The organism is uncultured Dokdonia sp. (assembly GCF_937910895.1).
In the GTDB taxonomy this organism is placed as follows: domain Bacteria; phylum Bacteroidota; class Bacteroidia; order Flavobacteriales; family Flavobacteriaceae; genus Dokdonia.
In genome coordinates this window covers 64,988-91,544 of sequence record NZ_CALEMI010000091.1, presented here as the reverse complement: position 1 = coordinate 91,544, position 26,557 = coordinate 64,988, and the positions used below count along the sequence as shown (strand labels likewise).

The following is a 26,557-nucleotide window of genomic DNA, read 5'->3' as shown; positions in this document are numbered from 1 at the left end:
AAGACTTAACTGTGACTGATTATTAGTCTTCCATACAGGACTAGATTTCATGTTATTAAGATACGAAATCAAAAAAAACAAACAAAAAGAGACTGCCTTTTTAGACAGCCTCATTTTCTTATATAATTTACGAGTGCTTTTTAGCACATATCCCAACATTCTTGGATTGATGTAGCTTTACCTTTATATGTTCCATTACAATAGCAATCGAAACCACCATCATCAATAGCCATGTTACCTCCCGATACTACTTTTTGCTCTTCTTTACTTAATGACTTACCTAAACTTGAAATGTTCTTTAACATAATTAAAATTTTTAAAATTAAATTATCCCTGATCATTTTGTGACACTCAAGGCTTGTGTCTATATATTCCTTACAAGAATATTTTTTATTTGATTCAAATGTATGAGCATATATTTTGTAATTAGTTAATTAATTGTTAATCAGATTATTATAAATTTTTATGAATATTATAAGTACTATTTATGACATCATGATAAATCATTTGAATAATTTATACAAACCCCTTTTTTATCTGAATTTTATTCGGTTAGTTAGGTTTAAATTTTACGTATTTAATTCTTTGTAAAGTATCAAGATTTTTGCCTTTATGCGGTGTCTAGCATCGGTTTTTAGATCTATTATGGAGGCACTCTACAATGATTTTTTTCTGAGAGTTTTATTGTTTGGGTCAATAAATAGTTCCATAAAAAAAGACCAGCAATGCGCTGGTCTTTTCTGTTTAGAATTTTGATTATGCCTTATTCTGCATACGGATGCTTATATCCATCTCCTGTAAGAATTTTTTCTATATCCTTTTCCATACTAAAGATAGTGTACTCTACAATTCTCCCCAGTTCTTTTCCGTGTTTCTCAAAAATGATGGTGGGTACATATTCAATATCATTTTCTTTGATAAGCTCTTCTGGAGCATCTTTGCCTTCAGTAATGGTAATGAGTTTTACGGTACCCGCATCGATTCTTGCGAGGTCTAATACTTTATAAAAAGCAGGAATTTCTCGCTGACTATCTTCACACCAAGTTCCCATAAAAACGGTAATGGTTGCTTCGGCAAGATCATTCTTTATTGCAGCAACAGTAGCTGTGTCTAGGATATGTTCTTTGTAACTTTCGTCAAACCATTTTTTATAAGGCTCCTTTTCTAAAGTCGCTCGCTCTTGTATGCCAACAATAATAGGATCTCCATTATCATCGATGAGATCAAATTCTGCAGTTTCTTCGGGGGTCACTTCTACAGGGGTTTCTGTAACTTCGGTTTGTGTTTTCTTTTCATTACAAGAAGTAAGAGCAAAAAGCGAGATGATTAAAAGAGCAATAAAGGTGTTATTTAATTTCATTCTTTTTAGTATTAATTAATTTGTAAGCAAAGCTCATTACTATGCATATCCCTAAAATACCTACTAGATAATCTTCTTTACTGAAATAGGAGTAAGAGAGTCCAGATCCAAATAACATCCATAAGAGATGTGGTACTTTTTCTTTTGTCATATTAAATAAGAGGTTTGCGATCCATAATTGCAGGTTGTGTTACGCCTATGAGTTTTAATACCGTAGGAGCCACATCTGCTAAAATACCATCTTTTATTGTTTTGATATCTTTGTCTACTAGAATGATAGGAACAGGATTTGTGGTGTGTGCGGTGTTTGGAGTTCCGTCAGGGTTGATCATCGTTTCTGCATTCCCATGGTCTGCAATGATAATCACCGTATAGTCTTTTTCTAGTGCAGCGGTTACGATGTCTTTAGTACATTGATCTACTGTTTCACACGCTTTTATGGCCGCTTCCATCACGCCTGTATGACCCACCATATCTGGATTTGCAAAGTTTAAGCAAACAAAATCGACGTCTCCTTTTTTAATTTCAGGAATGATTTTATCACGTATTTCATACGCACTCATTTCGGGTTGTAAATCGTAGGTAGCTACTTTTGGAGACGGACAAAGTAGTCGAGATTCTCCCTCAAAAGGAGTTTCTTTTCCTCCATTAAAAAAGAAAGTAACGTGAGGATATTTTTCTGTTTCGGCAATGCGAATCTGTTTTTTGCCTGCTTTGGCGAGTGTTTCTCCCAAAGTATCTGCCAAATTATCTTTACCATATACGATATGCATCCTTGAAAAGGTGTCGTCATAATTGGTCATCGTCACGTAATACAGGTCTAGCTTTTTTGTATCCTGCTCTGGAAAATCCTTTTGAGACAACATTTCTGTGAGTTCGCGACCCCGATCTGTTCTAAAATTAAAAAAGATCACCACATCTCCTTCTTGTAAAGTTGCGATGGGCTTTCCGTTTTCCGTACAGACTAAGGGTTGTAAAAACTCATCGGTGACATCTTCATCATAACTGGCTTGTATATTTTTTAAAGGATTTTCGGTAAGGGTTCCTTTTCCGTGTACAATAAGATCATACGCCATTTGGACACGTTCCCAGCGTTTATCTCTGTCCATCGCATAGTAACGTCCTATGACCGATGCGAGTTGGCTGTGGTACGCTTTCGCGAAAGCGGATATCTCCTCCACAAAGGCTTTCCCCGATTTTGGGTCTACATCACGACCGTCTGTGAATGCATGAATATACGATTGTGGTACGCCTGCATCACTAGCCGCTTTGATCAGTCCTTTTAAGTGATTGATGTGAGAGTGTACCCCACCATCTGATAAAAGACCTAAAAAGTGGACGGGTTTGTTGTTTTCTTTTGCATACGAAAAAGCATCTATCAGTGTTTTTTCATCTTTAAGAGAATCGTTTTTTATAGCAACATTTATTTTTGCAAAATCCTGATAAATGATCCGACCTGCGCCAAGATTCATGTGACCCACTTCGCTATTTCCCATTTGCCCATCAGGAAGTCCTACGTTTTCACCATGCGTGAGTAATTGTGCATGTGGATAGTTGGTATATAAACTATCAATAAAGGGGGTTTGTGCTTGGTCTACAGCAGATACTTTTTTGTCTGGTGCCATGCCCCAGCCATCGAGTATCATTAGAATCGTTTTCTTATTCATAAACTATATCATACGTAAAGGTCAGAAGATTGTAGAAGGAAGTACATCACTTCCACAAGCTCAGCCTAACAATTTAGTGTAAAGATAAAAAACAAAACCCCGCCAATGCGAGGTTTTTGAATGCTTTTAACGAAAACGTTTTAGCCTTTGTATCCATATTTTTCTATAGATTCTTTAATTTTTTCTATCCTGTTATCTGGATCGGGATGTGTACTTGAAAATTCAGGTTGGCGATTAGGACCTCCAGCAGCTTTTAAAACTCGCATTACTTCTATCATTTCATAAGGGTTATACCCAGCACGAATCATAAAGCGTACGCCAAGATCATCGCTTTCCAACTCATCATCACGGCCATTTCCTAAAAGAATGCTTTGTCCTATGCCTCCAGCAGCTTCTCCATAACCGCCACCCACTTCGGCACCCATAGAGATGGTTTGCCACATTTTGGAGTTTTCTACACGCTCGGCACTATGTTTTCCTAATACGTGACCAATCTCGTGGCCTAATACACCAGCGACTTGATCTTCATTTTCTAATTTGGAAAGTAAGGCATAGGTAATAAATATTTGTCCGCCAGGAAGTGCAAACGCGTTGATGGTTTGATCATCACGTAATAGATGAAATTCATATCGATAAGGTGTCTCACGAGCCATACTGCTCGACACCAGTTTTTCTCCTATTTGATCTACAAAAGCTTGTAATTGCATGTCAGGATGTAATCCTCCATGTTGCTCTGCCATCGCGGGTGCATTGGCGAGTCCGATCTGGATCTCTTGTTCAGGACTCATACTAATTGCTTGTACCTTTCCTGTATATGGATTTTCTTCTCTGCTGCTACAATTCCTGATAAGAGCAAAAGCCACCACGGCAACTCCAATAAGGAGTCTTATTTTCATTCCGCCACCACGTCGCATTGTCTATATTTTTTAGTTAGTCGAACTAAGGTACAAAAAAAAGTAGTCGGTGGTCAGAGGTTGAGAATTGGAATTTACTGGGAGCAGGAAGCTGGAAGTGTGAAGTTTTTTTAAGATTTAAATCAGGAAGTAAGATGATTGAGTGATTTTCGCGAAAGCGAAAACAGTATCAAAATAACCGACTCTAAAAATAGAGTACTACTCTATTTTATAAATCTGTATATAAAAACTGATAAGTTTTAAGGAAGAATACTACTTTGAAAAGTTAGATTTTCATCAACTCATCAACTCATTTCACTTCATATCTCCACCCATGTGGATCGGCAGCACGATTGTACTGAATATCTTTAAGTGCTTTTTTGAATCGAGCGGCATAACTATCTTCTTGAGAAGGGAGGTCATAATCTTTTCCTTGATGTCCGAAACTTTTAAAAGGAACAATCACCGCAGCAGTACCTGCTCCAAAGATTTCTTTAAGTTCGCCAGAGGTTGCAGCGTTCACAATTTCTGAAACACTCACCCGACGTACATCTACGTGTATTCCAGCATCTTTTGCAAGTTGTATGATACTTTTACGAGTCACGCCGTCAAGAATACGATCGTTATTAGGAGCGGTAAGTAACGTATCGCCAACTCTAAAGAATACGTTCATTGTACCTGCTTCTTCTAGATATTGGTGAGAGTTTGCATCTGTCCAAACAATTTGTTGATATCCTTTTTCTTTTGCAAGATTTGTAGGGTAAAATTGTGAAGCATAATTTCCTGCGGCTTTTGCAAAACCAACACCACCATCGGCAGCACGGCTATATTCTTCAGCAAAAAGGACGCTTACTTCACCAGAGTAATAAGCTTGTGCAGGCGCACAAATAATCATAAATCGATATTGATCTGATGGAGAAGCAGACACGCCAGGTTGCGTTGCAATGACAAAAGGACGGATATAAAGCGAATTCCCATTACCAGGTTTAATCCAGTCATTGTCTAAATGAAGAAGCGTTTTCAAACCTTCAAAAAAGATTTCTTTAGGAAATGCAGGCATTGCCAATCTCTCAGAAGATTTATTAATACGCTCCCAGTTTTGTTCTGGACGGAATAACCACGTTGCGCCGTGATCATCTTTAAAAGCTTTCATACCTTCAAAAACAGCTTGCCCGTAATGAAAAACCTTGGCACTAGGATCTATACTTATAGGACCATAAGGTGCAATTTGAGGTTCTTGCCAAGCGCCATTTTTGTAGTCACAAAAAAACATGTGATCGGAAAAAACACTTCCAAAAGTGAGGTTATTAAAATCTACTTCTTCTATTTTACTCTTTTCAGCTTTTGTAATATTCATTGCGGTGTTTGTAAACGTTATGCAAATTTAAGAATTTAACATCCCCAAGCTATTTATAAATTCATAATTTTGCATTATTATTAATTTTGGATACTTTAAATACTAAAACGAACATTCATTTTCTTCATTCGATAATTCACAACAAGACAATGATTAAAATGTATGAGCGTTTCTGAATGTATTCAAATTCTTGTAATATTTTAAGAAATTAAAAATTTTTAAACAGATGAAAACAAAACTTATTATACTAGCCATCGCTCTTATTTCTCTAAGTTGTAAAGAGCAAACAGAAGTAAATACTGGGGATGCAGAAGTTGCTGTCGCAAAAGATCTAGCGCAAGTAGTCCAAGCTGATTATGCTACGTATGGGGCGGTAATCACAGATCAGAACCTGATGGCTGTTTCAAGTGTAAAAGAACAATATAAAAATTTAAAATCGGGAGATTCTGTTACCGTAAAGTTTAAAGCGCCTATTGAAGCGGTGTGTAAAAGCATGGGATGCTGGATGCGTCTTGATATAGGAGGAGAAGAGGTGTATGTAAAATTCAAAGATTACGCATTTTTTGTTCCTACAGATTCAGATGGAGAGGCGATTGTAGAAGGAAAAGCTTTTGTAGAAGAAACCTCTGTCGATGAGCAAAAACATTTAGCAGAAGATGGCGGATTATCTGCCGAAGAAATTGCAGCCATTACAGAACCAAAACGTGAGTTTAAACTCATGGCAACTGGGGTTTTGATGGAGAAGTAAAACTTCCAAAAAAGACATTAAAATCCTCAAACGGAGTTTGTCGAAGGCTTACTAATATGATCACACATCACCTATATGTTTAGTATAGGTGATGTTTATATTTTTATATGAAGCGCGAAATCATCATCACAGGAGACGGATCAAAAACCATTCATATACCTGAGTGGGATGAACAGTACCATAGCAAACATGGCGCGATTCAAGAAGCCAACCATGTATTTTTGAAAATGGGATTAGCCCATTATCGTTCTAAATCATCCTATCAAAAAGAAACCCCTATCGCGATCTTAGAGATGGGTTTTGGAACAGGATTGAATGTCTTACTGACCTTTTTTGAAGCCCAAAAAACACAAACTTCGATTCAATATACGGGCATAGAAGCCTATCCAATCTCTTCAGAAGAGATCAAAGCGATGGATTATGTTTCTCTTATAAAAGAGAAAGATGCACAAGGAGTATATAACAGCCTTCACAAAACGCCATGGGAATCTCAAGAGGAGATCTCGCCTTTGTTTCAGTTGACAAAGCGCCAACAACGTTTTGAAGATATTATAGACCAGAATGCATTTGATCTTGTGTATTTTGATGCGTTTGGAGCAAGAGTTCAGCCTGAACTTTGGGGTGAAATGATTTTTAAAAAAATGTATACCGCTTTGCGCGAAAATGGAGTCTTAGTGACTTACGCTGCCAAAGGAAGTGTCCGCAGGGCCCTACAAGCCGTTGGTTTTGAAGTCGAACGTTTACCAGGTCCTCCAGGGAAACGCGAAATGTTACGGGCAACAAAAATCTAATGTTTGTTTTTGGGGTTTGATTGCTGTTATATATTTTCACGCAAGTGAAATTTATAGTAAGCTAGTCGAAAATACGAAAGCACTATCAATACATATATACTAGAAAATAGTCTCACGTGTGGTATCTGTAAATAATTGTAGAAATTTCATACCACGATACGAATTCCCTTTTTCATTAAGTTTTGGACTCCAAACACTAATGCTGTAGGAGTTGGGTAATACTGCAACAATACCACCACCTACGCCACTTTTACCTGGCAATCCTACTTTATAAGCAAACTCACCTGCCTCATCATAAAAACCGCAGGTTTGCATAATCGCATTCACACGCTGGGATTGAGAACGCGTTAAAATCTGTTTATTGGTGATGAGTTGTTTGCCGCCATTAGCCAAGAAGCCAAACGTTTTAGAGAGTTGGCAACACGTCATTTCTATAGAAGAAAGGTAAAAATAAAGATCAATCACTTGTTCGACATCATTTTTGATATTGCCAAACGACTTCATAAAATTGACCAAAGCGACATTTAAATATCCATTTGATTTCTCCGACTGCGCAATGGTTTCAGAATACTGAATAGTATCATTATTTGCTACGTCTCTTATGTACCCGATGAGTTCTTTTTTTGGGTCTTTTAAATGACTGCATAAAATATCACACACTACAATTGCCCCCGCATTAATCAACGGATTACGAGGAATCCCATTTTCTGATTCTAATTGTACTAACGAATTAAATGCCGACCCAGAGGGTTCTACATCAAGGCGTTGCCAAATCATAGTATCTTCAAGTGATAATGCTAAACTTAAGGATAAAACCTTTGCAATACTTTGTATGGAAAAAGGACTATAAGCATCCCCCGCGGTGTATTGAGTACCATCATTTGTGGTAAGGCAAACGCCAAAATGAGCAGGGTCTACTTTCCCTAATTCAGGAATGTAGGTAGCAACGGCTCCCTTATTTTCTTTACTCAAAATATGAGCATAGGTGTCTTCTATTATTTTATGGCAGTCCATAGTGTTTTAAGTCTTAGGTACTCGAGATGTTATAGTACTTCTCAAATATAAGAATAAGCAAAGCACCTAGCGTATACGCCAGCAAATCTTTCCAGTCAAAAGTACTACCCAATATAATTTTTGCCACCTTATTCTCAGATAGCCCTATCCAAACTATAAAAGAAGTCGCTTGAATGGCTTCGACGAGATAGGCAAAAAGAAGTACGCCTATAATCGCTTTTAGATAGGTAAAAAAAGTAAACGCACGTACAAAACAATAGATTAATTGCACCACTAATACATCGCCCACAAACGGACGTATAATCTGATCGTTCATAAACATTGCGATGCCTACTTCTATGATAAGAAGTAGGCAAAAAGCAAAGAAGTATGTTATTTTAAATCTCATCACTATTTTATAAAAAATAATTGACTTAGCTATAGATTATTTCTCTCTTTGGGAGAAACTGGAATGAGGGATTTATTGAGCATAATGTTACTCTTTTTTTTACTTTGACTGAACGAGGTGTACCACGTGTAATATAAAAAACCTACAAATAAACTGCTGAATTCGTTGATTTTTGAGATGAAATGTTTTTTTATAAATCTGAAAGTGTGATTACGGCATAAAAGCAACCTAAAGCGACAGGAATGTTAGCAAGCATGGTGAGTATCACTAAAAAATGTTCTCCTATATCTTTATAATTTTTAATACCGTTTACAAGAACTATTAGAAGTACAATCGTATGTATCGCTATGGTTGGATACAAATGCAAAAGCCCAATATATATAGACGTGTCATTAGGATATATGGCATATATAATAACTTGAAGGATACCAAAACAGAGACTAAATACTGTAAGTTTTAGTGCAAATCGGTTGATGGGATATATGATGGTTTTCATGGTTTATTCTTGTATTTAATTCCTTGTAAGGTAGCAGATTGCCAAGTTTCATTTTCCAAGTTTTCTAGGTGAGAAGTATGCCTCCGTTCTATGTTTTCCATGGAGGTGTAAGAGAATTTTTCTGGGTACGCTTTCGCGAAAGCGTATAAAAGATCAATATGATTTCTTCCCATAGTCTCCAAATAATTCAAATCAGGCCGTGCTACCTGCGATAGATTATATCGTGTAATCTCTCTACTCCAACTGAAACTACTCATCAGTACAATCACCATAAACACAATTCTTGCGTTGAAGCGTATGAGGTAATATATATTTTTACGATACGCCACTTTCAAATAGGTGGTGATCAAACCAGCAACACATAAAGTGAGATAAATGAGAACTCCAATACGTTTGTAGGTAAGTCCGAAGTCAGTGATGTATATGTAGTTTTTAAAGAACGTCACTAGTACGAGTATAATATTTAGAATGATCCAGATATAGGTGAGGATGCGAAGTCGGTGGCTGTTTTTGTAAAAATTAAGGCTTCCTCTAAAAAGAATAATAATCAACGTAATTGCAATCACAATCGAAGCGATTAAAGCACCTACTCCTTCGTGTACTGTTTTAGATAGTTCTGGAGCGTGTCGTAAAGGAGTGTTGGTGACATACCAGATATCGACAACCAGAAAAAAGAGTATCAGCGCATTGAGAACTCCAATGACAAGAGAACCCAATAATTGCTCTTTATGTAAGACAGGCTCTTGCGTTTCAGAAATAGAGACTTCTGTCATGTCTTGGCGTAAGGCGCTATCTGCATCTGTAAGCATTTGTAAAGACGCAGGCGCTGTGATGTTATTGAGCAATACATATCCCATACCCGTCATTAGAAGCCAAGAAATATTAATAAAAGAAAGATCAATTACAGCGATCCATTTTTCAAAAATAGGATTGATTTGACTGTACAAAGAAGCAAAGATGATTGGAAGGCCTGTGACCAACAATACACATAAAAGAATAAAGCCATAATCTCGCTTTTTTTGTGGTGTGGCTGCTTTTCTTTCTTTTTTAGGAGACATGTAATAATGCAAGGCTCCTAGTAATGACTGGTACAAGCCACTGATACCTTGTATATAAATGGCGTTTTTAGTTCCAGAAATGGTGCCTGCAAAGACAATAAATGTGATAAAAGACATAAATATAGCGAGCGCACTATGATTGGTAAAAACAAACAACGAAGTCATAAGATATATCAATGTCGCGATACGCATATCTGTTCGTTTAAAAACTTCTTTACGTGCAAAAAATACCGTAACGACGGCGATAATAGCAAAAATGAACATATTGATTCCGAGGTCTTGTTTGTAAAACAACGTACTAAATGCTAAAGCACTGATCCATAAAATAAGTTGACGTTTCATAGGGTATTGATTTTAAAGGTGTATTGTAAAGTGGTGAGCGGTTGATGTAATAGTTTTAAAAAATTAAGATGGTAAAAGGGATGTGCTTTTCTTCCTGTTTTAAAAGCGGTCCAAAAGCGTTTGATGTGATCTGGGAATAAAACTGTGCCAAGCATCAAAACCATAAAGAGGTAGAGTGATCGTTTGCCATTACCAAAAAGGTAAAACTGCATGGCAACCTCTTCAGGAACAGAAATGCCACTACCTGTTAGCACGTGATAGATGTCGTGATCTTCTAGTTGAGGTTCTGGCGTAAAGTCATGCTGTAGTAAGAAGCATCCTAAGTGATACCCTAAACTTTCTACAGGATAGCGGAGTAATGCTTTGACAGGAATATCCCAGGGAGCTTCTTGTTTAAAGAGAAGTCTGTACGGGAGTTTGCTCCATTCGTACAGTCGTTCTAAAAGTAAATAGCGTAGTGTTTTCATAATTTAAAAGTACTTTGTATTTCAAAGCAAAATGATAAAAAAATATAGTTTTATCTTGATTGCATAATTATTTTCCGATGAGTTTTTCTAGTGCTTCTATGTGTTTTTGGAAAGCGGCTTTTCCTTTCCTTGTAGCACTGTAACTAGTATTCGGTTTTCTGCCAATAAATGTTTTGTTTACAGAGATATAGTCCTCTTTTTCTAGCGCTTTTGTATGACTTGCTAAGTTGCCATCAGTAGCACCGAGCAGTTCTTTTAGTTCCTTAAAATCCGCACTTTCATTCACCATCAATACACTCATAATCCCCAGGCGAATCCTGTGATCAAAAGCTTTGTTGATGTTGGTTATTATAGACATAGTTTGTTGTTAGTGAAACTCAATTTTGAGAAGTCTGTAAGACGTACTCAACAGTGTAAGTTGAACTAATTCCGCTTTTTCAGCGGGATCTTAGTTTAATACTTTTGTTGCAAATGTATTCTTTTTTTATATCGTGTTTTTTATACTTTTCTTCTCTGATTTTTGTGACGGAAAGTTTTTTTAAAATGTTCAGAAAAATTACATTTTAAAAGTAAACAACCACCCGTTTATTTTTTATTCATATCATGTTTTAAGTACATCTTCGTTCCATAGATAATATGGAAAACTCCAAAACCTAGCGCCCAGAAGTAAAGACCGTAGCCTATGTATTGGGTACTGACTAATCCTATAATGACATTGGCAAGCCCTAGATATTTAATATCTCCTAATGTAAATTTACTCGCATTAATCAGCGCTAATCCATAAAAAATCAACGTACACGGCGCTACGAGACCGATGAGACCATATTGTAATAAAACCACACAAAACACACCCCCTGTAAACAACGGAATCGAAAAATGAATAAGCAATCGTCTAGAAGAAGGATCCCATATTTTTTCTTCGTGTTTTTTGGCTTTACGTATCGTGAGAATAATTCCCGTGACTACAGCCGCCATTAGTACGATGCAACCGACTAAGAATAATTTGGCACCCGATGGATGTGCAAGATACGCGTTTATCAATCCCACAACCGAGGCGTACCTTGCACCACCAGAGGTAAGCTGTTCGGTTGTAAGAATGTTATGAGCTACCAAAGCGCCTATTAAGGCATATATTCCAGCCAGTATACCTGAAAGTCCGCTTAAGGACATAAATCGTGAGGATTTACTCATCATCGATTTGATACTGACAATATCTTCTAAATATTTATTTGACTCCATAGTAAAGTACTTTGAAATTCAAAGTTACTGTTTATTTTGAGTTGTGCAAGGGAAAAAATAAATATTATAAGTTAAAAAATACCAATAGTTTCCTTTCGAAAATATTAGGAATGAATTACTTTTATATCTTATTATTAGATATGATAAAAAAAACACTTCTTTTTATTTGTTTGCTATTTGTTTTTCCAAGAGTAGTAGCACAAGATTCAATACCTAAACCTGTACCGATTGAAATACTTTTAAAGAAAAATAATCGTCATACGTTTTCTATTTCTCCAGATGGTAAATATTTTGCACAAATTGTAGAAGATGATTTTACAAGTGACCTTATCATTGTAGATATTGATGGATATAAATTGTACAAAGAAATTTCTATGGGATCTAAAACTATAGATAACATTGTATGGTTAACCTCAAAGCGTATTATGTATGAGTCATCTGGAGAAATCTTAGCAATGGATATTGATGGAAATAATTCTATTAAACTCGTAAACAGATTAGCAGATAAGCTTACAAAAGATTCTTACAAGCAACATAAAAATTATAGATACAATACCGTAGTTAGTTTATTACCTGAGAATGAAAATGAAATTTTAATAGAGACCTATGATTATAATATTCATGCATCTCTTAAAAGAGTAAATATTTTTACAGGTGAAAAAATAACTGTTATTGAAGGAAAAAAACATAAAGTAAATAAGTGGATTGTTGATGCTTATGGAAATCCTCGATTTGCTCTTAAATTTGAAGATAAACAGATTACTCAATTTGAATATAACTCAGAACAAAACGAATTGTTCCCATTTGTTGTGTATATAGACGGGACTGAATTTAGTTTGACCATAGATGGAGAATCTTATTTAGACCAATCTGTGCTTTTTGAAGGTTTTGGGTATGATTCAAATATTGTTTATTTAACATCAAATCATGAAAGTGATAAACGTCAACTAATATCTTATAATCTTGAAAATAAGATGGTAGAGAAAGTCTTAGTTCAAGATGCTCTTTGTGATGTAAAAGACCCTCACGGAAGAGATATAGATTTTATATTTGATTACTCGAAAGGAGAACTAGCAGGTATAAAATATGAAAGTCTTACACCTCAGTATAAATGGTTTTCATCATTATATGGAAAAATAAGCACAAAGCTTAACACAGAATATATTGGATACATTAATGATATTATAGATGCTGATGCAAATAATAAACGCTTTTTAATTCATCAATGGAGTGATAATAATGCAGGCAACATAGGGGTTTATGACACATCTGATAATAGTTATGCCGTTATGTTTCACTTTAATGACGAATTGAATAAATATAAATTGTCAAAAACAAAAAGTATTGTTATCAATGCTCGTGATGATAAGAAAATAGCATGTTATCTTAATTTACCTTTACAAGATCCATCTCATCAAAAACCAATCCCGTTAGTAGTGATACCGCATGGCGGACCTTGGTCAAGAGATTATTGGGAATTTGATGATTTTTCTCAATATTTTGCTAGTAGAGGATATGCCACTTTAAGAGTGAATTTTAGAGGATCTACAGGATTTGGAAAATCACATTTATTAGCAGGTGTAAGTAGTATCGACAAAATCATGATTAATGATATCGCTGATGCTACAAAAGAAGTTATTGAAAAGTATTCTATTGATCAGAAAAATGTATTTATTTTTGGTCATAGCTACGGGGGATATGCAACGTATATGAGTTTACTTAAATATCCAAATCTCTTTGCAGCAGGTGTTGCAGTTTCAGCACCTACAGATATTAAAGATTGGATGAAATTTCAAAAAAAAGAAAAAAATTACTTTTCTTATGAGTTTTGGAATAAAGCATTAGGGTCTAATAAAGGTAAATACTTGGAAGAAATAAGTCCAATTAATTTTGCCAAGGATCTCCAAAAGCCTATTCTTATTTTTCATGGAAAAAAAGATAAGATTATTCCTATAGAACAAGCTCGAGAAATGGCAAGACTTTTAGAAGAGAACAAAAAGGATGTGAAATTAGAAGTTTTGCAGTATGAAGGACACACAATATTTGACACAAATGGATTGGGATATATATTAAATACCTCAAATAATTTTTTTGAAAAGCATTAATAAAATAGTTTTTTTAAAAACTAAAATGAATCTAATTATTCACAATCTCCAAATTGTGCATCAGCTTCACACTGTTTTCTGCATCTTTTCTAAACAGAAATGAGTAGCTTTTTCCTTGGTAGAATTTAGGATATTTCCCACGTCGTTTTCTATTGAAAACTAGGATTTCTATAACAAACACATTGTTTTCTGTTTCGGTGACAAAGAACACAAATTTTGACCTTCGCTTTTGACAAAGTTCTTTAAACGCAGGAATCTCAATAGGAGCATATAATTCTCCAAAATAATTCTCAAAATCACGATCAGGAAAATTTAACGTCGAGTCATCTAGCCAAAAAGCATACGCTTGATTTCCAAAACTTATGGAGGTTTCGGAGGTTGTATAAGACTCAATACCTAATTCTTTATACGTAGGGCTATTCTCAATAATGCGCAATGCCTCTTTGTAAATCGCAGTATTTTCTTGCGCGGAAATCAGGCTCGAACATGAGACCAACAGAAGGAGTGTAACTAAAATCTTTTTCATCTATTCAAATATATAAAACACCTAGTATAGATTGTACAAAATAAATTTTAAAGTTTGTTTGAACTGTTGTGCATTTTGAAGTGAATAGTAAAATTTTAACTTTTTGTGTCTAATTTAGTTCAAACGCGAATGTATTGTAACTACACTTAATTTTTAAGGACTTTTGAACCCTTTTGGGATATACCTTACTTAGTATCGACTCATTCCCGATATGTAGTTTGAAACATCTCATTTTTCATACGTGGGCAGCTACTGAATTGTCATGTACTTTCATAATTCTTATAGATAGATTTTTGATACCCATACCGTAACGGGAGGAACTTTCGTTATATTTGTGGTATAATACCTGTAATTATGGGAACAGCAGAACTAAAAGACATAGTAAAACAGTATGTAAATATAGCTGACGATAAAATCTTACGCATTGTTAAGGCTGTTTTTGAATCGTATCAAAAAGATGAAGAGATCGACTTCTTTGATGAACTACCAGAAGCAATACAAGACTTATTAGTAGAGAGTAGATTACAAGCCAAACAAGGAAAACTAACTCCGCATAAAGACGTAATGGCTAAATACAGAACAAAATATAATGCCGCAGGATAAATTATACGATATCCTTTGGACTGAGCTTGCCGACTTATCTTACCAACAAGAACTAGATTTCATTAATGTAAAGTTCAATATTGACGAAGTGATTAAGTTTATGGACTTAGTCTCTGCGTTTATTAATAAGCTAGAGTCAGGTATCGTAGAAGGTAGAATTTCTAAAACTACTAATATGCGATCTTTTGTTATATCTAAGCAAACAACACTATTTTTTGATATCTACGAAGATAGAATGGTAATAGAGTTACTTCTATTTTGGAATAATCAAAAAGATCCAGAAAATTTAAAAGGTATTTTAAAAAACACTTAATCTATTTCTTCATCTTCACTATATGAGCAAGTCCTACGAAGAATAAACTAAGGACTAGAGTTCCAAATTCCAATAACCAGTTTTCTCATTTCCGATTTTCAGAAACTATCATCAGTAAACACTATTAGAATCAAAGCACTTTCCCCTTAATATGTTTCCAAATCTGTGATAAGATGATTCCAGAAATAATACACGTCGCCAGCAATGCAAATGCTTTGGTCGTTTCTCCGTAGATAAAATATCCTGTAGTAAACATCGCACTATAAATAAACACACAGCCCACGAGCATGGCTAGAATCCCCGCAGGAACACTCCACGCTTCAGAAGTTTTAATTAATTGTTCTTGGTCTTCTTGCGCATCATCCAATACTTTTTTCCATCCTGGACCTCCTGGTTGTGTTTTCTTATAAAAACGATAGAGGACTTCTTTGGATTCTGGTTGGGTCAAGAACGTAACAAGCAACCATATCAAGGTTGATGAGAATACAACAAATGGAAATTTCGCGTAAGCGGGAAAAACCCCACCTTCCCCAAACAGCATCTCTCCTAAGGTCGTAAAAGTGACAAGTATCGAGATGACTCCAGACGCAATCATCGCGCTGATTTCTGTCCACGCATTGATCCGCCACCAGAACCAACGAAGGATGAAAATGAGTCCTGTACCTGCTCCAAACATCAAAATAATGTCAAAAAGTTGTAACGCATTGGTAAGGGCAAGTGCGATAATCGCACTGATGATCATCAAGATAACTGTGGTGATACGACCTACAGCCACTAATTCTTTCTCAGAAGCATCAGGTTTGATTTGTTGCGCATATACATCATTCACCACATACGAAGCACCCCAATTCAAGTGGGTACTAATGGTACTCATATAGGCGGCAGAAAGCGAGGCGAGGACCAGACCTAACAATCCGCTTGGAAGCATGGTCAGCATGGCAGAGTAGGCAAGATCGTGTCCGAGTTTATCTTCAGCTACATTAGGAAAAGCTTCTTGGATACTAGTGAGATCTGGAAAAACCACGAGCGAGGCTAATGCCACCAAAATCCACGGCCAAGGACGTAATGCATAGTGCATAATATTGTAAAAAAAGGTTGCGCCTATGGCGTGATTTTCGTCTTTGGCAGCCAGCATACGCTGTGCGACATAGCCACCACCGCCAGGTTCTGATCCTGGGTACCAGCTACTCCACCATTGTACGGCAAGCGGAATGATAAGTAACGTAATTAAGGTGTTGGTATCCTCAAAATCGGGTAAAATATTGAGTTTGTCTTTTACGTTTTCGTGCGCCATTAAAGCGTCAAGTCCGCCTATTTCAGGCATTCCCACGATATAATACGCAGCGCCAAAAGCACCCGCCATGGCAACAAAGAATAAAATAAAATCGGTATAAACAACCCCTTTAAACCCTCCAATAGCGCTAAATACTACGGTGATGGCGCCTGCAATCACAACGGTTGTTACGGGATCTAATCCTAACATGACTTGCCCTATTTTGATCGCAGCCAATGTCACACCCGCCATGGCTAAGACATTAAAAATAATTCCTAAATACACAGCTCTAAACCAACGTAAAAATCTACCCGGAGCACCTCCGTATCGTAATTCGTAAAACTCAATATCCGTTTTTACCTCCGACTTACGCCAAAGTTTGGCATACACAAAAACGGTCAATAATCCTGTCACGAGGAATGCCCACCACACCCAATTTCCAGAAACTCCATTGGTACGCACAATATCCGTCACCAAATTTGGTGTGTCTGTAGAAAAGGTGGTCGCTACCATCGAAAGTCCGAGTAACCACCAAGGCATATTACGACCTGATAAAAAGTATTGCGCGGTATCTTTACCCGAGGTTTTGCCGACATAAAATCCTATGGATAGGATGATGGCAAAGAGGGCAATAATGATCACAAGGTCTAACGTCGATAAATCAATCATAGGTGTAAAGGTTATTGATCCCAGTCTAGGGTTGGAATGTGCGTAGAAAGATAGGCATTCAAAATAAAAATATCATCTTTTCCTGTCAAATCAGGTACGTGTTCTGCAAAAGGAATCGCTTGCATCGCTTTTGGATGATCTTTTATCATCGCAAGAATAGCTGTGGGAAGTTCTTTTTCAAGACGCTCTGGATGCATAGGACAAGCAAGCAGATATGGATAAAAGGTAGCGCCTTCAAATTTAAAAATATTCATACTCACTCGAAACGTACCATCTGGGTTTTTGTAATCTTCAATACTGGAAGTATCAGGTTTTTCAATAATAGCTTGCAAATATACTTTTGCATCTGTTTTGGTTAAGGCAAATCGAGCAATCCGTTCCATAGGATACTTGAGCGCATTCCGATCATAATTTAAAAAAGCATGTGCATTTTTGTTTTCGCGTAAAGCGAAAAAAGCCTTCGTACTATATAAATTATCAGAATTACACACCAGAAAAGAATCCGTTTTTAATCTAGGATATTGATCCATGGCTTGTACTAAAGCATCTGCAGTACCCAGCGGTTTTTCACGACCCTCTGTAATATGTTGCACCGCATACGAAATGGTCAATCCATGAAAGTCATTCCCTTGATCTTTCAATCCATAATATTCTTTAAATAATCCGCCTTTAGGATGAATCACGATAATAACGTTTGTGATTCCGGCTTGTTTTGCATTGTATAATACGTAATCGAGCATCGGCCGGTCGTTGAGCAATATCAATGCTTTACTTCGTGTATTTGCCTGTGTGACCATCTCTTCAGACAATGCTGAAGCTGTTGATTTTTTCATACGAGAGGAAGTGCCGCCAGCGAGTATAATGAGGTTGTTTGTCATAGAATATGCGCTCCTTTACTGATCTGTACGCCGTATGCATCTTTTGCACCTGCGTGTTGAATAGCCTCTACAACGGCTTGCTGTTTGTCTAAAGGCGCTAGGGCACAAATGCATCCGCCGCCTCCAGAGCCTACTATTTTTGCACCATAGGCACCTGCCTGCAATGCTGCATCGATCATCTCATCAATAAGAGGAACGGTAATTTTTAAGGTGTTTTTTAAAACATCGTGATGCGCATTGAGTAAACGCCCTATATTTTTATAGTCAATTTCTTTTTCGCTTAAAGCGAAAACCGCCTCTTGTGTAATGAGATGATTCTGTATCGCTGCATATAAAAATGGTTGAAGAGCTATTGGTAAGATTGTTTTATACGTTTCGTACGAATCAAGTGTTGCTAACGGAAGTTTGAAAGAAGAGACTTCTTTTTGTACCATCGCAATCGCTTTAAGAGATTTGCCTTTGATATCGCCTAGAACACCTACAGTGTTTTTGGAAACCCCTGATTCGCCAATAATCAATCCCTCTAAGGGTGTATCTATTTTACGGCATTTTGACTGTGAATCGGTTTCTAGATAGATCATATCTCCAATAGCACTCGTGTATTGATCCATTTTTCCACCAGGCGCGTTTTGAGCAACGACCTCAGCTTCATAAGCCACTTTTCCTATCAATTCACGCGTGATGTCTTGATCACAACCAAAAGTCGCAAATAACCAATGTACCCAAGCCACCACCATCGCCGAGGAACTCGATAAACCAGCATTGATAGGAATATCTCCCTGTATGGTAATATCGTAGCCTTGAGTAGGAAGACAACCATATTTCTGCACGACAAACAAAGACGTTTTGAGGTGATTGCCTTTGGTAGGGTTGAGATTGCTCCTGCCTGCCAGCAAGGCAGGTTCGCGAAAGCGTAAAACTTTCTTCTCCATAAGATCTGGCAAGTGAATCACCAACGAATCGTTACCATTAGGCATTCCTTGTATGGTAATATATCGATTGATGGCACAGGCGATAATCGGGAGTTCTAAATAATCCTGATGATCCCCAAAAAGACAAATACGTCCAGGCGCTTTTGAAATCATAGCCAACACTAATACGTATCTTTTATCCAGTTGTAGGGCTTGCGACGTACCCATAATCCTCTCGTAAAGTCGGGAAAATCTTGTGGCTCGCCATTATTGGCAATCGAAGCCTCGGAGAGTGGTGTAATTGCACTCCAAGCGGCGGCATCATACGCATCCAATGGTGGTGCTAGGTTTTCTTTAGCTGATTCGACAAAAGCATTCAAGACAAAAAAGTCCATCCCTCCGTGACCAGATCCTGTAGCATATTCACCATACTTTTTCCATAATGGATGGTCGTATTTATCTAACCAGGCTTTGGCATCATCCCAGCGATGGGGTTCGCTTTTTCCTTCTATATAAATGCGACTGCCATCGACTTCCCACAGGCCTTGACTTCCTTGTACTCTAAACCCAAGTGAGTAGGGACGTGGGGAGTTACAATCATGGGTGACAATAATTGTTTCTCCGTTGGCGGTGTCAATTGTAGACGTGATCACATCGCCTTGTTTCCAATTCAATTTTGCGTTAGGATGGTCTTTGCCACCATTTTCAATAATATACTTTTTGAGACCCACAGCTTTGGTCGCATGAGAGGTCATAGACATAAATCGGTTGCCTCTATTGATATTACACATCGTCGCCATCGGTCCTACGCCGTGTGTAGGATAGACATCGCCGTTGCGCAATAAAGAATGTTGCGTACGCCATTTGGATTCTGAAATTCCTTTTTCTCCAAACTCAACGCCTTTTCCATAGGGAGTTACGCCATCATTTAATTTGACAAAACGTAAGTCGTGTTGATACCCACATCTAAAATGGATCAATTCTCCAAACACTTCCTGTCGCACCATGTTCAACACCGCTAGGATATCACGTCTGTAATTCACATTTTCTAGGATCATCAAATGACTTCCTGTTTCTTCGTGTGTATTAACCAGATCCCAGCATTCTTCCATGGTATTGGCTGCCGACACTTCGACGCCTGTATATTTTCCCGCTTTCATAGCATCTACTGCCATACGGGTGTGCCATAGCCAAGGCGTAGAAATAATGACAGCATCTATATTCTTATCTTCCAGAAGATTTCTATAATCATAATCGTCTTTACCAAATACTTTTGGAGCTTTAAATCCAGCTTTGGCAATATGTTCTTTGGCGATGGTAATTCTCGTCGAATCAATATCGCATATCGCTTCTACCGTTACATCTTTACGTTGTAGTAAATTCGTTAGATGATTGGTGCCTCGTAGTCCTACACCGATAAGAGCAACACGCAAGATATCTTTTGTAGTTTTTGTACCACCATAGGCTAAGGTTGGCGCTAGTGCAATTCCTGCGGTCACTAAGGCTGTTTTCTTTACAAAATCACGTCGTGAACTCATATCGTATCTAGTATTAGGTTGCTTAAAAATAGGGATTTTAAAAATTAGTAGGGGTATTCTTTTTGGATTGCTTTCGCGAAAGCGTATAGAAATTCTTTTTTAGTACTTTTATAATATAAAGCTAACATTAAAAAGCAATACCCTTGAACCCTGCCGAAGATTATATTATATCAAAACCAGAACCTTGGCGTAGCATACTCATGGAGTTACAAGTAATTATTAAGCATACCATTCCTGAAGTAGAAGAACAGTTTAAGTGGCATTTGCCATTTTACAGTGTGCATGGGAAAATGTGTTGTTTTCTTAATTTTAGAAAAACATTTGTGGACCTAGGTATTACATCAGGAATTCATATTGACATTCATAAAGAGCATCTCATTGCTGGAGAGAAACGTAAAACACTCAGATCGTTACGATACTATTCGCTGGAAGATATTGATGTGGAGGTATTACAGAATGTTTTGAAAGCGGCAGCAAACCTCAATAAAAAAAGCTAAAATACTATTACCGTAATGTTAACGTTTAACATTTTAAAGGGTTATTAAAAGTCTTCGCCTTATTTTTGTAGAAGTTTAACTGAAACGTAAACTTGCTAATCAATTACATGAATATTATGTACCTTATCTAGCAAGCAGGGAGCCTTTGGGGGAAGGCTCCCTTTTTAGTGAAACACTGTTTTGTAAAGTCTGAAAGACGCATACAAAACAGTTAGTTGAACTAATCCCGCTGAAAGCGGGATCTATGTCTCGATCTATATTTAGATTGGAATCTAATAACTTAACTTTTCTACTCATCTCCTACCTAAAGTCTGAAAAACACATAAAACAGTTAGTTGAACTAATTCCGCTTTTTTCAGCGGGATCTAAGTTTCTTATTTTAACTCTCGGCTCGATTCTTAGTATTGGGTTAAGGTCTTGTTCTTAAGTTTATACCTTTCAACGCAATGTTTGACTAAACACTAATATAAGTATAGTTCTCGACTGCGTTCGAAACGATATTTGAGATTATTTTAGACGTCTTTTTACTAAAGAAATATAAGATTTACTTACAACGCATTAATGGTTTTACGGATCGCCACTAGATTGGTGAGTAGTTTTTCCAAATGCGCAAGATCAAGCATATTGGCTCCATCACTTTTTGCATTTGCAGGATCAAAGTGGGTTTCTATAAAAAGACCGTCTACGTGATTGACAATCCCTGCACGAGCAATTGTTTCAATCATATCTGGACGACCGCCAGTGACACCACTAGATTGATTAGGTTGTTGCAATGAATGTGTCACATCAAGTACTGTAGGAGCGTATTGTCGCATCGTAGGAATCCCTCTAAAATCGACAATCATATCTTGATAGCCAAACATTGTACCGCGATCGGTAATCATGACTTGTTCATTTCCAGAGTCGGTTACTTTTCTGGCGGCGTGCTGCATGCTTTCTGGAGACATAAATTGTCCCTTCTTTAGATTGACTACTTTTCCAGTTTTGGCAGCAGCGACGACAAGCGCTGTCTGGCGTACTAAAAAGGCTGGGATTTGCAGAATGTCCACATATTTTGCTGCAAGTGCTGCATCTGATGCTTCGTGAATATCGGTTACGGTGGGAACATCAAATTTTTCAGAAACTTTTGCAAGAATTTCTAATGCTTTTTCGTCTCCAATTCCTGTAAAACTATCGACACGACTACGATTGGCTTTTCTAAAACTTCCTTTAAATACATACGGAATTTCTAGTTTTGTTGTGATCTCCAATACTTTTTCTGCGATACGCATCGCCATATCTTCTCCTTCAATAGCACAAGGACCAGCAAGTAAAAAGAAGTTATCTACATCAGTATGTTTAAGCTTAGGGATTTTTGATAATTGCATAGTGTTTTGTGTTGAGTACGCTTTCGCGAAAGCATACTAAGAAATATCAACAAAGATAAAGGAAATCCATATCAGAAAGGGTATAACAAATTGAAAGTACACTTACTTTTTGAGAATAGATGTGGTGGGTGTATCTGGTTTTGCATATTGCAAACGATCTAGTAATTGCGGTTCTGCATAACTGTCTAGGCCGTTAATCGTCACGCCACGAGCTTTACTTAAATCTATCCAACCATCTTCTGTATCGTGAATGCCTTCTGGAAGGTAAATATCCTCCATAGCACCTACAACAAGCAAGGTCCCGTTCTCTTTAATGTGGTATTCATTTACATAACGACACGCAATTTTGATATGTGCTTCTACGACAAAAGGCGCTTTAAAATCTTTGATAAATTCTGCAGTGAGTCCTGTGGCATCAAACTCAGAAACTTGGGTATCGTATCGTGCCGATGTTTGATGAGCCTCTTCAATAATGGCGGCGTGAATATGGTTGACGGTAAAAAACCCCGTTGTTTTAACATTAGCGTATGTATGGCGTTCTACGACCGTGGGTCGGGTAATAAAGCCCACCAATGGAGGATTACTCCCTAAGTGGGTAATCGAACTAAATACAGCAAGATTGGTAACGCCTTCTTGATTGACAGTTCCTAGTAAGTTAGCCGATTTATATCCAGTGACACTATTGATGAAGTTGGCTCTGAATCGTTTGTCCATCGCGTCCATAGCGTTCTTGTCAAAATGTAGTATCTTTTTCAAAGTTTATTTCAAAAATACAAATTATGTCTGATGCCAACCCTGATTATTTTAAAGTTAATCGTGACACGTGGAATCAAAAAGTAGCGATTCACGCCCAAAGCGATTTTTATAATATGGATGGATTTCTTGCTGGAGAAAGCTCTTTAAATAGGTATGAATTGCAAGCCTTAGGCGATGTAAACGGAAAATCACTATTGCATCTGCAATGTCATTTTGGACAAGATACCTTGAGTTTTTCCAGAATGGGTGCTAGCTGTACAGGCGTTGACTTAAGTGATGAAGGGATTGCATTGGCTCAGAAGTTAGCCAAAGATCTTCAGCTTGATGCCACTTTTGTACGATGTAATGTGCTGGAAACTTCTGCTTATATAAAAGAACAATTTGATATTGTATTTACAAGCTATGGAACGATAGGGTGGTTGCCGGATTTAAAGCCATGGGGCAAGATGATTGCAGAGCGTTTACGATCTGGTGGAATATTTTATATCGTAGATTTTCATCCTTTAGTTTGGATGTTTGATTATAGCTCAGGAAAAGCGGAGTTACGCTATGGGTACCATCAAAAAGAAGCTATTTATGAAGAGTATGAAGGGACATACGCAGACAGTGATTCTTCTATGGTCAGCAAGGAGTATGGATGGAATCATGGACTTGGTGAAGTGATTTCTGCACTCACGGAGCAAGGATTGATCGTAGAATTTCTCAGAGAACATGATGAGAGTCCGTATAATGTATTACCCGATTTGATACAAAACGAAAACGGTCTTTATGTAACTAAAGACCGTTTATATCCGCTATTGTTTGAACTAAAAGTTAGAAAGCCTTAATGTGCATTCTCTTTTAGTAAATGAGGAAACTTCGCTTGAAAACGACGCAATCTTGGGATTGATACATTTTGTATGTATCCGCTTCCTGGGTTTAATCGTTCATAATCCTGATGATAGTCTTCTCCTCTCCAGAATTTTTGAAATGGTAAGATGGAAGCGGCGACATTACCTTCTCCATAGATTTTTTCCTGTTCTTTTACTTTTTCAAGGATAATCTCCTTTTCTTTTTCATTCTGGTAAAAAATGATGGAACGATATTGAGATCCTCTATCGGGTCCTTGACCATTGACTTGTGTCACATTTTGAGATCCAAAATAGACATCAACAAGCGTTGCAAAAGAGACAACATTGGGATCATAATAAATCTCTACAGCTTCTGCATGACCTGTACGACCTGTATTACTAGATTGATAGGTTGGATTCTCCGTATGCCCTCCACTGTATCCAGATATGGATTCTTCTACGCCTTTTACACTTTCATAAATCGCTTCCACACACCAAAAACATCCACTGGCAAAATAGGCTTTAGAAAGCCCATCTTGGGTTTGAGTTTGAACGGGATCAAGAGAAGCAGTTGGTTCGCTAATTTTATGAGATTTGCTTTGACAAGAAATAGCTAGGACAAGCCCTGTAATCATGATGGATAATTTCATATTTGATTTTTCTTTTCGTTTTTGTCTACTAAATTACGAGAATCTTACTAGTTTCCATCCTAAGGCTTTGTTAATGAAAATAGGGTTCAAGTTATTTTGTAATTTTGAACTTCATTATAAAAAATATATCTCATAAAATAATAGCAGTTCTCATAGTATTTGTAGTGATCTTTACTACGATGTCATTTACAATAGATATGCATTATTTTGGGATACAACGCAGCTTCACTATATAGGAAAGGTTGTGTGGACGTAGAGCGGAACTAAATATTTTTAGACACTCAAAGGTTGAAATTTTAGACTGTGTTTGACAAACATTCTTAGATCCTTTCTATATTTACACCAATGGCGTATATCATTCCTATAGTACTAATTGTAATTGTATTTTTTTTGCTTTCGCGAAAGCGTACTAAGAAACAACCCAAATCGTTTCCAAAGCATTGGCACGAGTTACTTCTTAAAAATGTGGCCTTTTATAAAAAATTGAAGGAAGAAAAGCAATTGATTTTTCAGAAGCGCATGATGCTCTTTTTACAAGAAATCAATGTGGAAGCGGTTCAATTTGAATTGAAAGAATTTGATACCATCTTGGTTGCAGCAAGTGCTGTGATTCCCGTATTTGGATTTAAAGAATGGCATTATAATAATTTAAGTACGGTATTAATTTATCCAGATTATTTTGATGAAAACCTATCCTTTACAGCGGATGTTCAGGGGCGTAAAATTGCAGGATTGGTCGGTACGGGGCGTTTTAAGAACCAGATGATCCTTTCGCGTAAAGCGTTACACCACGGATTTAGAAATGCCACCGATAAAGGAAATACCGCTATTCACGAATTTGTACATCTACTAGACCACACCGACGGCGCTACCGACGGAATTCCAGAACGCTTACTAGAACATCAATACATCGCGCCATGGCTTGCTTTGATGCATAAAGAAATGGAGGCCATCAATAATGACACTTCAGATATACGGAGCTATGGAGGTACGAGTCAAACAGAATTTTTTGCCGTGGCATCTGAATATTTTTTTGAACGCCCAACTCTTTTTAAAAGAAAACATCCTGAACTCTATGCGATGTTAGCTACTTGTTTTGGTACTGATACAATTTCATAGCTTTTACTGAAAAGACTGATTCAAGTTTTGTTATTTCTTGTGAACACATACACGCTATTGTATTATTGTACAGCGTTAAGGGAAGCATGAATTCATTTCCCTCAACCAAACGAAGTGTTACCTCATTGAGACTCGGTTTTTATATAAAATAGAATTAGGTTTGTTTTTTAAGAGAGCGGCATATAATGATAAAAATGATTTAAACAAAGAAGGATGAGATTTCCATCAGAGTTTATGCTGAGCATTGTCGAAGTGTGGAAATAAAAAAACAAAAAAAGATGGGTAACAAAATGAATATATATGCTACTAATCATAGAGTATTTGAGATGAAGGGAATAGCTCATTTTATGAGTTTTCTGCCTCAGCGGCAATGAAACAATTAGAAAGTAAATATTGATCGGTAGTTACTGTAACTCAAAGAACTTTAGATAATTTTAAGAATAAATTATAAAAGAATAGGTTGATTTTAACAGTTTTTTTCTAAACTTGATATGTACTTGTAAAGAAAAATTGACGTTCTTTAGAGTTCAATAGTAGTACATTTTATACTACAGTATTTGAAAGTTATTTCCATACACGGAGTGTTATCATATAAGGGGAAATTATAGCCGATAGCATATTCAATTTAAGTAAGCAATAAAAAAAAGATATGTAGCGTATCTAGAAAATATTACCTCACCTACGTACATATATGTCGGGAGA

Annotated in this window: 28 protein-coding genes; 8 read left to right on the top strand and 20 right to left on the bottom strand. The window is 36.9% G+C overall.

Annotation, left to right across the window (positions count from 1 at the left end; genetic code table 11):
* Positions 1 to 140: 140 nt before the first annotated feature.
* The 5 genes from Q0505_RS11695 to Q0505_RS11675 all read right to left on the bottom strand — a co-directional run bounded on the left by Q0505_RS11695 (position 141) and on the right by Q0505_RS11675 (position 5,277).
* The gene (locus tag Q0505_RS11695; protein WP_299213009.1) at positions 141 to 305 is read right to left on the bottom strand and encodes a hypothetical protein; all 165 of its coding nucleotides are present in this window, start codon (positions 303 to 305) and stop codon (positions 141 to 143) included.
* A gap of 458 nt (positions 306 to 763) precedes the next feature.
* Positions 764 to 1,360, bottom strand: a complete 597-nt coding sequence (locus Q0505_RS11690) for a thioredoxin family protein (protein ID WP_299213007.1) — start codon at positions 1,358 to 1,360, stop codon at positions 764 to 766.
* Between the two features lie 152 nt (positions 1,361 to 1,512).
* The gene (gene gpmI / locus Q0505_RS11685; RefSeq protein ID WP_299213005.1) at positions 1,513 to 3,027 is read right to left on the bottom strand and encodes a 2,3-bisphosphoglycerate-independent phosphoglycerate mutase; all 1,515 of its coding nucleotides are present in this window, start codon (positions 3,025 to 3,027) and stop codon (positions 1,513 to 1,515) included.
* A gap of 140 nt (positions 3,028 to 3,167) precedes the next feature.
* The gene (locus Q0505_RS11680) at positions 3,168 to 3,941 is read right to left on the bottom strand and encodes a M48 family metalloprotease (protein WP_299213003.1); all 774 of its coding nucleotides are present in this window, start codon (positions 3,939 to 3,941) and stop codon (positions 3,168 to 3,170) included.
* 289 nt (positions 3,942 to 4,230) lie between these two features.
* Positions 4,231 to 5,277: a branched-chain amino acid aminotransferase gene (locus Q0505_RS11675; protein WP_299213001.1), complete on the bottom strand. Its 1,047-nt coding sequence runs from the start codon at positions 5,275 to 5,277 to the stop codon at positions 4,231 to 4,233.
* A 226-nt stretch (positions 5,278 to 5,503) separates the two neighbouring features.
* Here Q0505_RS11675 and Q0505_RS11670 point away from each other — a divergent pair, with 226 nt between their 5' ends.
* Positions 5,504 to 6,025, top strand: a complete 522-nt coding sequence (locus Q0505_RS11670) for a DUF4920 domain-containing protein (protein WP_299212999.1) — start codon at positions 5,504 to 5,506, stop codon at positions 6,023 to 6,025.
* 107 nt (positions 6,026 to 6,132) lie between these two features.
* Positions 6,133 to 6,816, top strand: a complete 684-nt coding sequence (mnmD, locus tag Q0505_RS11665) for a tRNA (5-methylaminomethyl-2-thiouridine)(34)-methyltransferase MnmD (RefSeq protein ID WP_299212997.1) — start codon at positions 6,133 to 6,135, stop codon at positions 6,814 to 6,816.
* Positions 6,817 to 6,915: 99 nt separating this feature from the next.
* On the opposite strand, the gene Q0505_RS11660 is transcribed toward mnmD, so the two are convergent.
* The 7 genes from Q0505_RS11660 to Q0505_RS11630 form a co-directional block, all read right to left on the bottom strand.
* Positions 6,916 to 7,830 carry a glutaminase gene (locus tag Q0505_RS11660; RefSeq protein WP_299212994.1) on the bottom strand — a complete coding sequence of 305 codons (915 nt, stop codon included), beginning with the start codon at positions 7,828 to 7,830 and terminating at the stop codon, positions 6,916 to 6,918.
* A 13-nt stretch (positions 7,831 to 7,843) separates the two neighbouring features.
* Complete coding sequence (locus tag Q0505_RS11655) at positions 7,844 to 8,218, bottom strand: DUF2809 domain-containing protein (protein WP_299212992.1); 375 nt, start codon at positions 8,216 to 8,218, stop codon at positions 7,844 to 7,846.
* 190 nt (positions 8,219 to 8,408) lie between these two features.
* Complete coding sequence (locus tag Q0505_RS11650; protein ID WP_299212990.1) at positions 8,409 to 8,714, bottom strand: hypothetical protein; 306 nt, start codon at positions 8,712 to 8,714, stop codon at positions 8,409 to 8,411.
* Positions 8,711 to 10,114: a DUF4153 domain-containing protein gene (locus tag Q0505_RS11645; protein ID WP_299212988.1), complete on the bottom strand. Its 1,404-nt coding sequence runs from the start codon at positions 10,112 to 10,114 to the stop codon at positions 8,711 to 8,713. Before Q0505_RS11645 ends, Q0505_RS11650 begins: the two co-directional genes overlap by 4 nt.
* Positions 10,111 to 10,581 (bottom strand): Coq4 family protein, encoded by a 471-nt coding sequence (locus tag Q0505_RS11640; RefSeq protein ID WP_299212986.1) that lies wholly within the window; start codon positions 10,579 to 10,581, stop codon positions 10,111 to 10,113. Before Q0505_RS11640 ends, Q0505_RS11645 begins: the two co-directional genes overlap by 4 nt.
* 67 nt (positions 10,582 to 10,648) lie before the next feature.
* Complete coding sequence (locus Q0505_RS11635; protein ID WP_299212984.1) at positions 10,649 to 10,939, bottom strand: transcriptional regulator; 291 nt, start codon at positions 10,937 to 10,939, stop codon at positions 10,649 to 10,651.
* A 227-nt stretch (positions 10,940 to 11,166) separates the two neighbouring features.
* On the bottom strand, positions 11,167 to 11,820 hold the full coding sequence (locus Q0505_RS11630) for a hypothetical protein (RefSeq protein WP_299212982.1): 654 nt from the start codon (positions 11,818 to 11,820) through the stop codon (positions 11,167 to 11,169).
* Positions 11,821 to 11,930: 110 nt separating this feature from the next.
* Here Q0505_RS11630 and Q0505_RS11625 point away from each other — a divergent pair, with 110 nt between their 5' ends.
* A complete protein-coding gene (locus Q0505_RS11625) occupies positions 11,931 to 13,925 on the top strand; it encodes an alpha/beta fold hydrolase (protein WP_299212979.1) in 1,995 nt (664 codons plus the stop codon).
* 31 nt (positions 13,926 to 13,956) lie between these two features.
* Here Q0505_RS11625 and Q0505_RS11620 read toward each other — a convergent pair whose 3' ends face one another.
* On the bottom strand, positions 13,957 to 14,451 hold the full coding sequence (locus tag Q0505_RS11620; RefSeq protein ID WP_299212977.1) for a hypothetical protein: 495 nt from the start codon (positions 14,449 to 14,451) through the stop codon (positions 13,957 to 13,959).
* Positions 14,452 to 14,805: 354 nt separating this feature from the next.
* Here Q0505_RS11620 and Q0505_RS11615 point away from each other — a divergent pair, with 354 nt between their 5' ends.
* Positions 14,806 to 15,054: a hypothetical protein gene (locus Q0505_RS11615; RefSeq protein WP_299212975.1), complete on the top strand. Its 249-nt coding sequence runs from the start codon at positions 14,806 to 14,808 to the stop codon at positions 15,052 to 15,054.
* On the top strand, positions 15,041 to 15,367 hold the full coding sequence (locus tag Q0505_RS11610) for a hypothetical protein (protein WP_299212973.1): 327 nt from the start codon (positions 15,041 to 15,043) through the stop codon (positions 15,365 to 15,367). Before Q0505_RS11615 ends, Q0505_RS11610 begins: the two co-directional genes overlap by 14 nt.
* Before the next feature lie 130 nt (positions 15,368 to 15,497).
* On the opposite strand, the gene Q0505_RS11605 is transcribed toward Q0505_RS11610, so the two are convergent.
* The 4 genes from Q0505_RS11605 to Q0505_RS11590 are packed head-to-tail and all read right to left on the bottom strand — an operon-like array spanning position 15,498 to position 20,636.
* Positions 15,498 to 17,309 carry a sodium:solute symporter family protein gene (locus tag Q0505_RS11605; protein WP_299212971.1) on the bottom strand — a complete coding sequence of 604 codons (1,812 nt, stop codon included), beginning with the start codon at positions 17,307 to 17,309 and terminating at the stop codon, positions 15,498 to 15,500.
* A gap of 11 nt (positions 17,310 to 17,320) precedes the next feature.
* A complete protein-coding gene (locus Q0505_RS11600; RefSeq protein ID WP_299212969.1) occupies positions 17,321 to 18,187 on the bottom strand; it encodes a sugar phosphate nucleotidyltransferase in 867 nt (288 codons plus the stop codon).
* Positions 18,184 to 19,326, bottom strand: coding sequence for a galactokinase family protein (locus Q0505_RS11595; protein ID WP_299212967.1), 1,143 nt, complete (start codon positions 19,324 to 19,326; stop codon positions 18,184 to 18,186). The genes Q0505_RS11600 and Q0505_RS11595 overlap by 4 nt, the downstream gene beginning before the upstream one ends.
* The gene (locus Q0505_RS11590) at positions 19,281 to 20,636 is read right to left on the bottom strand and encodes a Gfo/Idh/MocA family oxidoreductase (protein WP_299212966.1); all 1,356 of its coding nucleotides are present in this window, start codon (positions 20,634 to 20,636) and stop codon (positions 19,281 to 19,283) included. The genes Q0505_RS11595 and Q0505_RS11590 overlap by 46 nt, the downstream gene beginning before the upstream one ends.
* Positions 20,637 to 20,779: 143 nt before the next feature.
* On the opposite strand from Q0505_RS11590, the gene Q0505_RS11585 reads away from it, so the two are divergent.
* Complete coding sequence (locus tag Q0505_RS11585) at positions 20,780 to 21,133, top strand: DUF1801 domain-containing protein (protein WP_299212964.1); 354 nt, start codon at positions 20,780 to 20,782, stop codon at positions 21,131 to 21,133.
* Positions 21,134 to 21,681: 548 nt separating this feature from the next.
* Here the strand turns inward: Q0505_RS11585 and kdsA are convergent.
* Positions 21,682 to 22,500, bottom strand: coding sequence for a 3-deoxy-8-phosphooctulonate synthase (gene kdsA / locus Q0505_RS11580; RefSeq protein ID WP_299212962.1), 819 nt, complete (start codon positions 22,498 to 22,500; stop codon positions 21,682 to 21,684).
* Between the two features lie 102 nt (positions 22,501 to 22,602).
* Positions 22,603 to 23,256 (bottom strand): flavin reductase, encoded by a 654-nt coding sequence (locus Q0505_RS11575; RefSeq protein WP_299212960.1) that lies wholly within the window; start codon positions 23,254 to 23,256, stop codon positions 22,603 to 22,605.
* A gap of 23 nt (positions 23,257 to 23,279) precedes the next feature.
* Here Q0505_RS11575 and Q0505_RS11570 point away from each other — a divergent pair, with 23 nt between their 5' ends.
* The gene (locus Q0505_RS11570) at positions 23,280 to 24,083 is read left to right on the top strand and encodes a class I SAM-dependent methyltransferase (RefSeq protein WP_299212958.1); all 804 of its coding nucleotides are present in this window, start codon (positions 23,280 to 23,282) and stop codon (positions 24,081 to 24,083) included.
* Here Q0505_RS11570 and msrA read toward each other — a convergent pair.
* Positions 24,080 to 24,736 (bottom strand): peptide-methionine (S)-S-oxide reductase MsrA, encoded by a 657-nt coding sequence (gene msrA / locus Q0505_RS11565; RefSeq protein ID WP_299212956.1) that lies wholly within the window; start codon positions 24,734 to 24,736, stop codon positions 24,080 to 24,082. The genes Q0505_RS11570 and msrA overlap by 4 nt on opposite strands.
* A gap of 345 nt (positions 24,737 to 25,081) precedes the next feature.
* Between msrA and Q0505_RS11560 the strand changes: the two genes are divergently transcribed.
* A complete protein-coding gene (locus Q0505_RS11560) occupies positions 25,082 to 25,855 on the top strand; it encodes a M90 family metallopeptidase (RefSeq protein ID WP_299212953.1) in 774 nt (257 codons plus the stop codon).
* Positions 25,856 to 26,557: the final 702 nt, after the last annotated feature.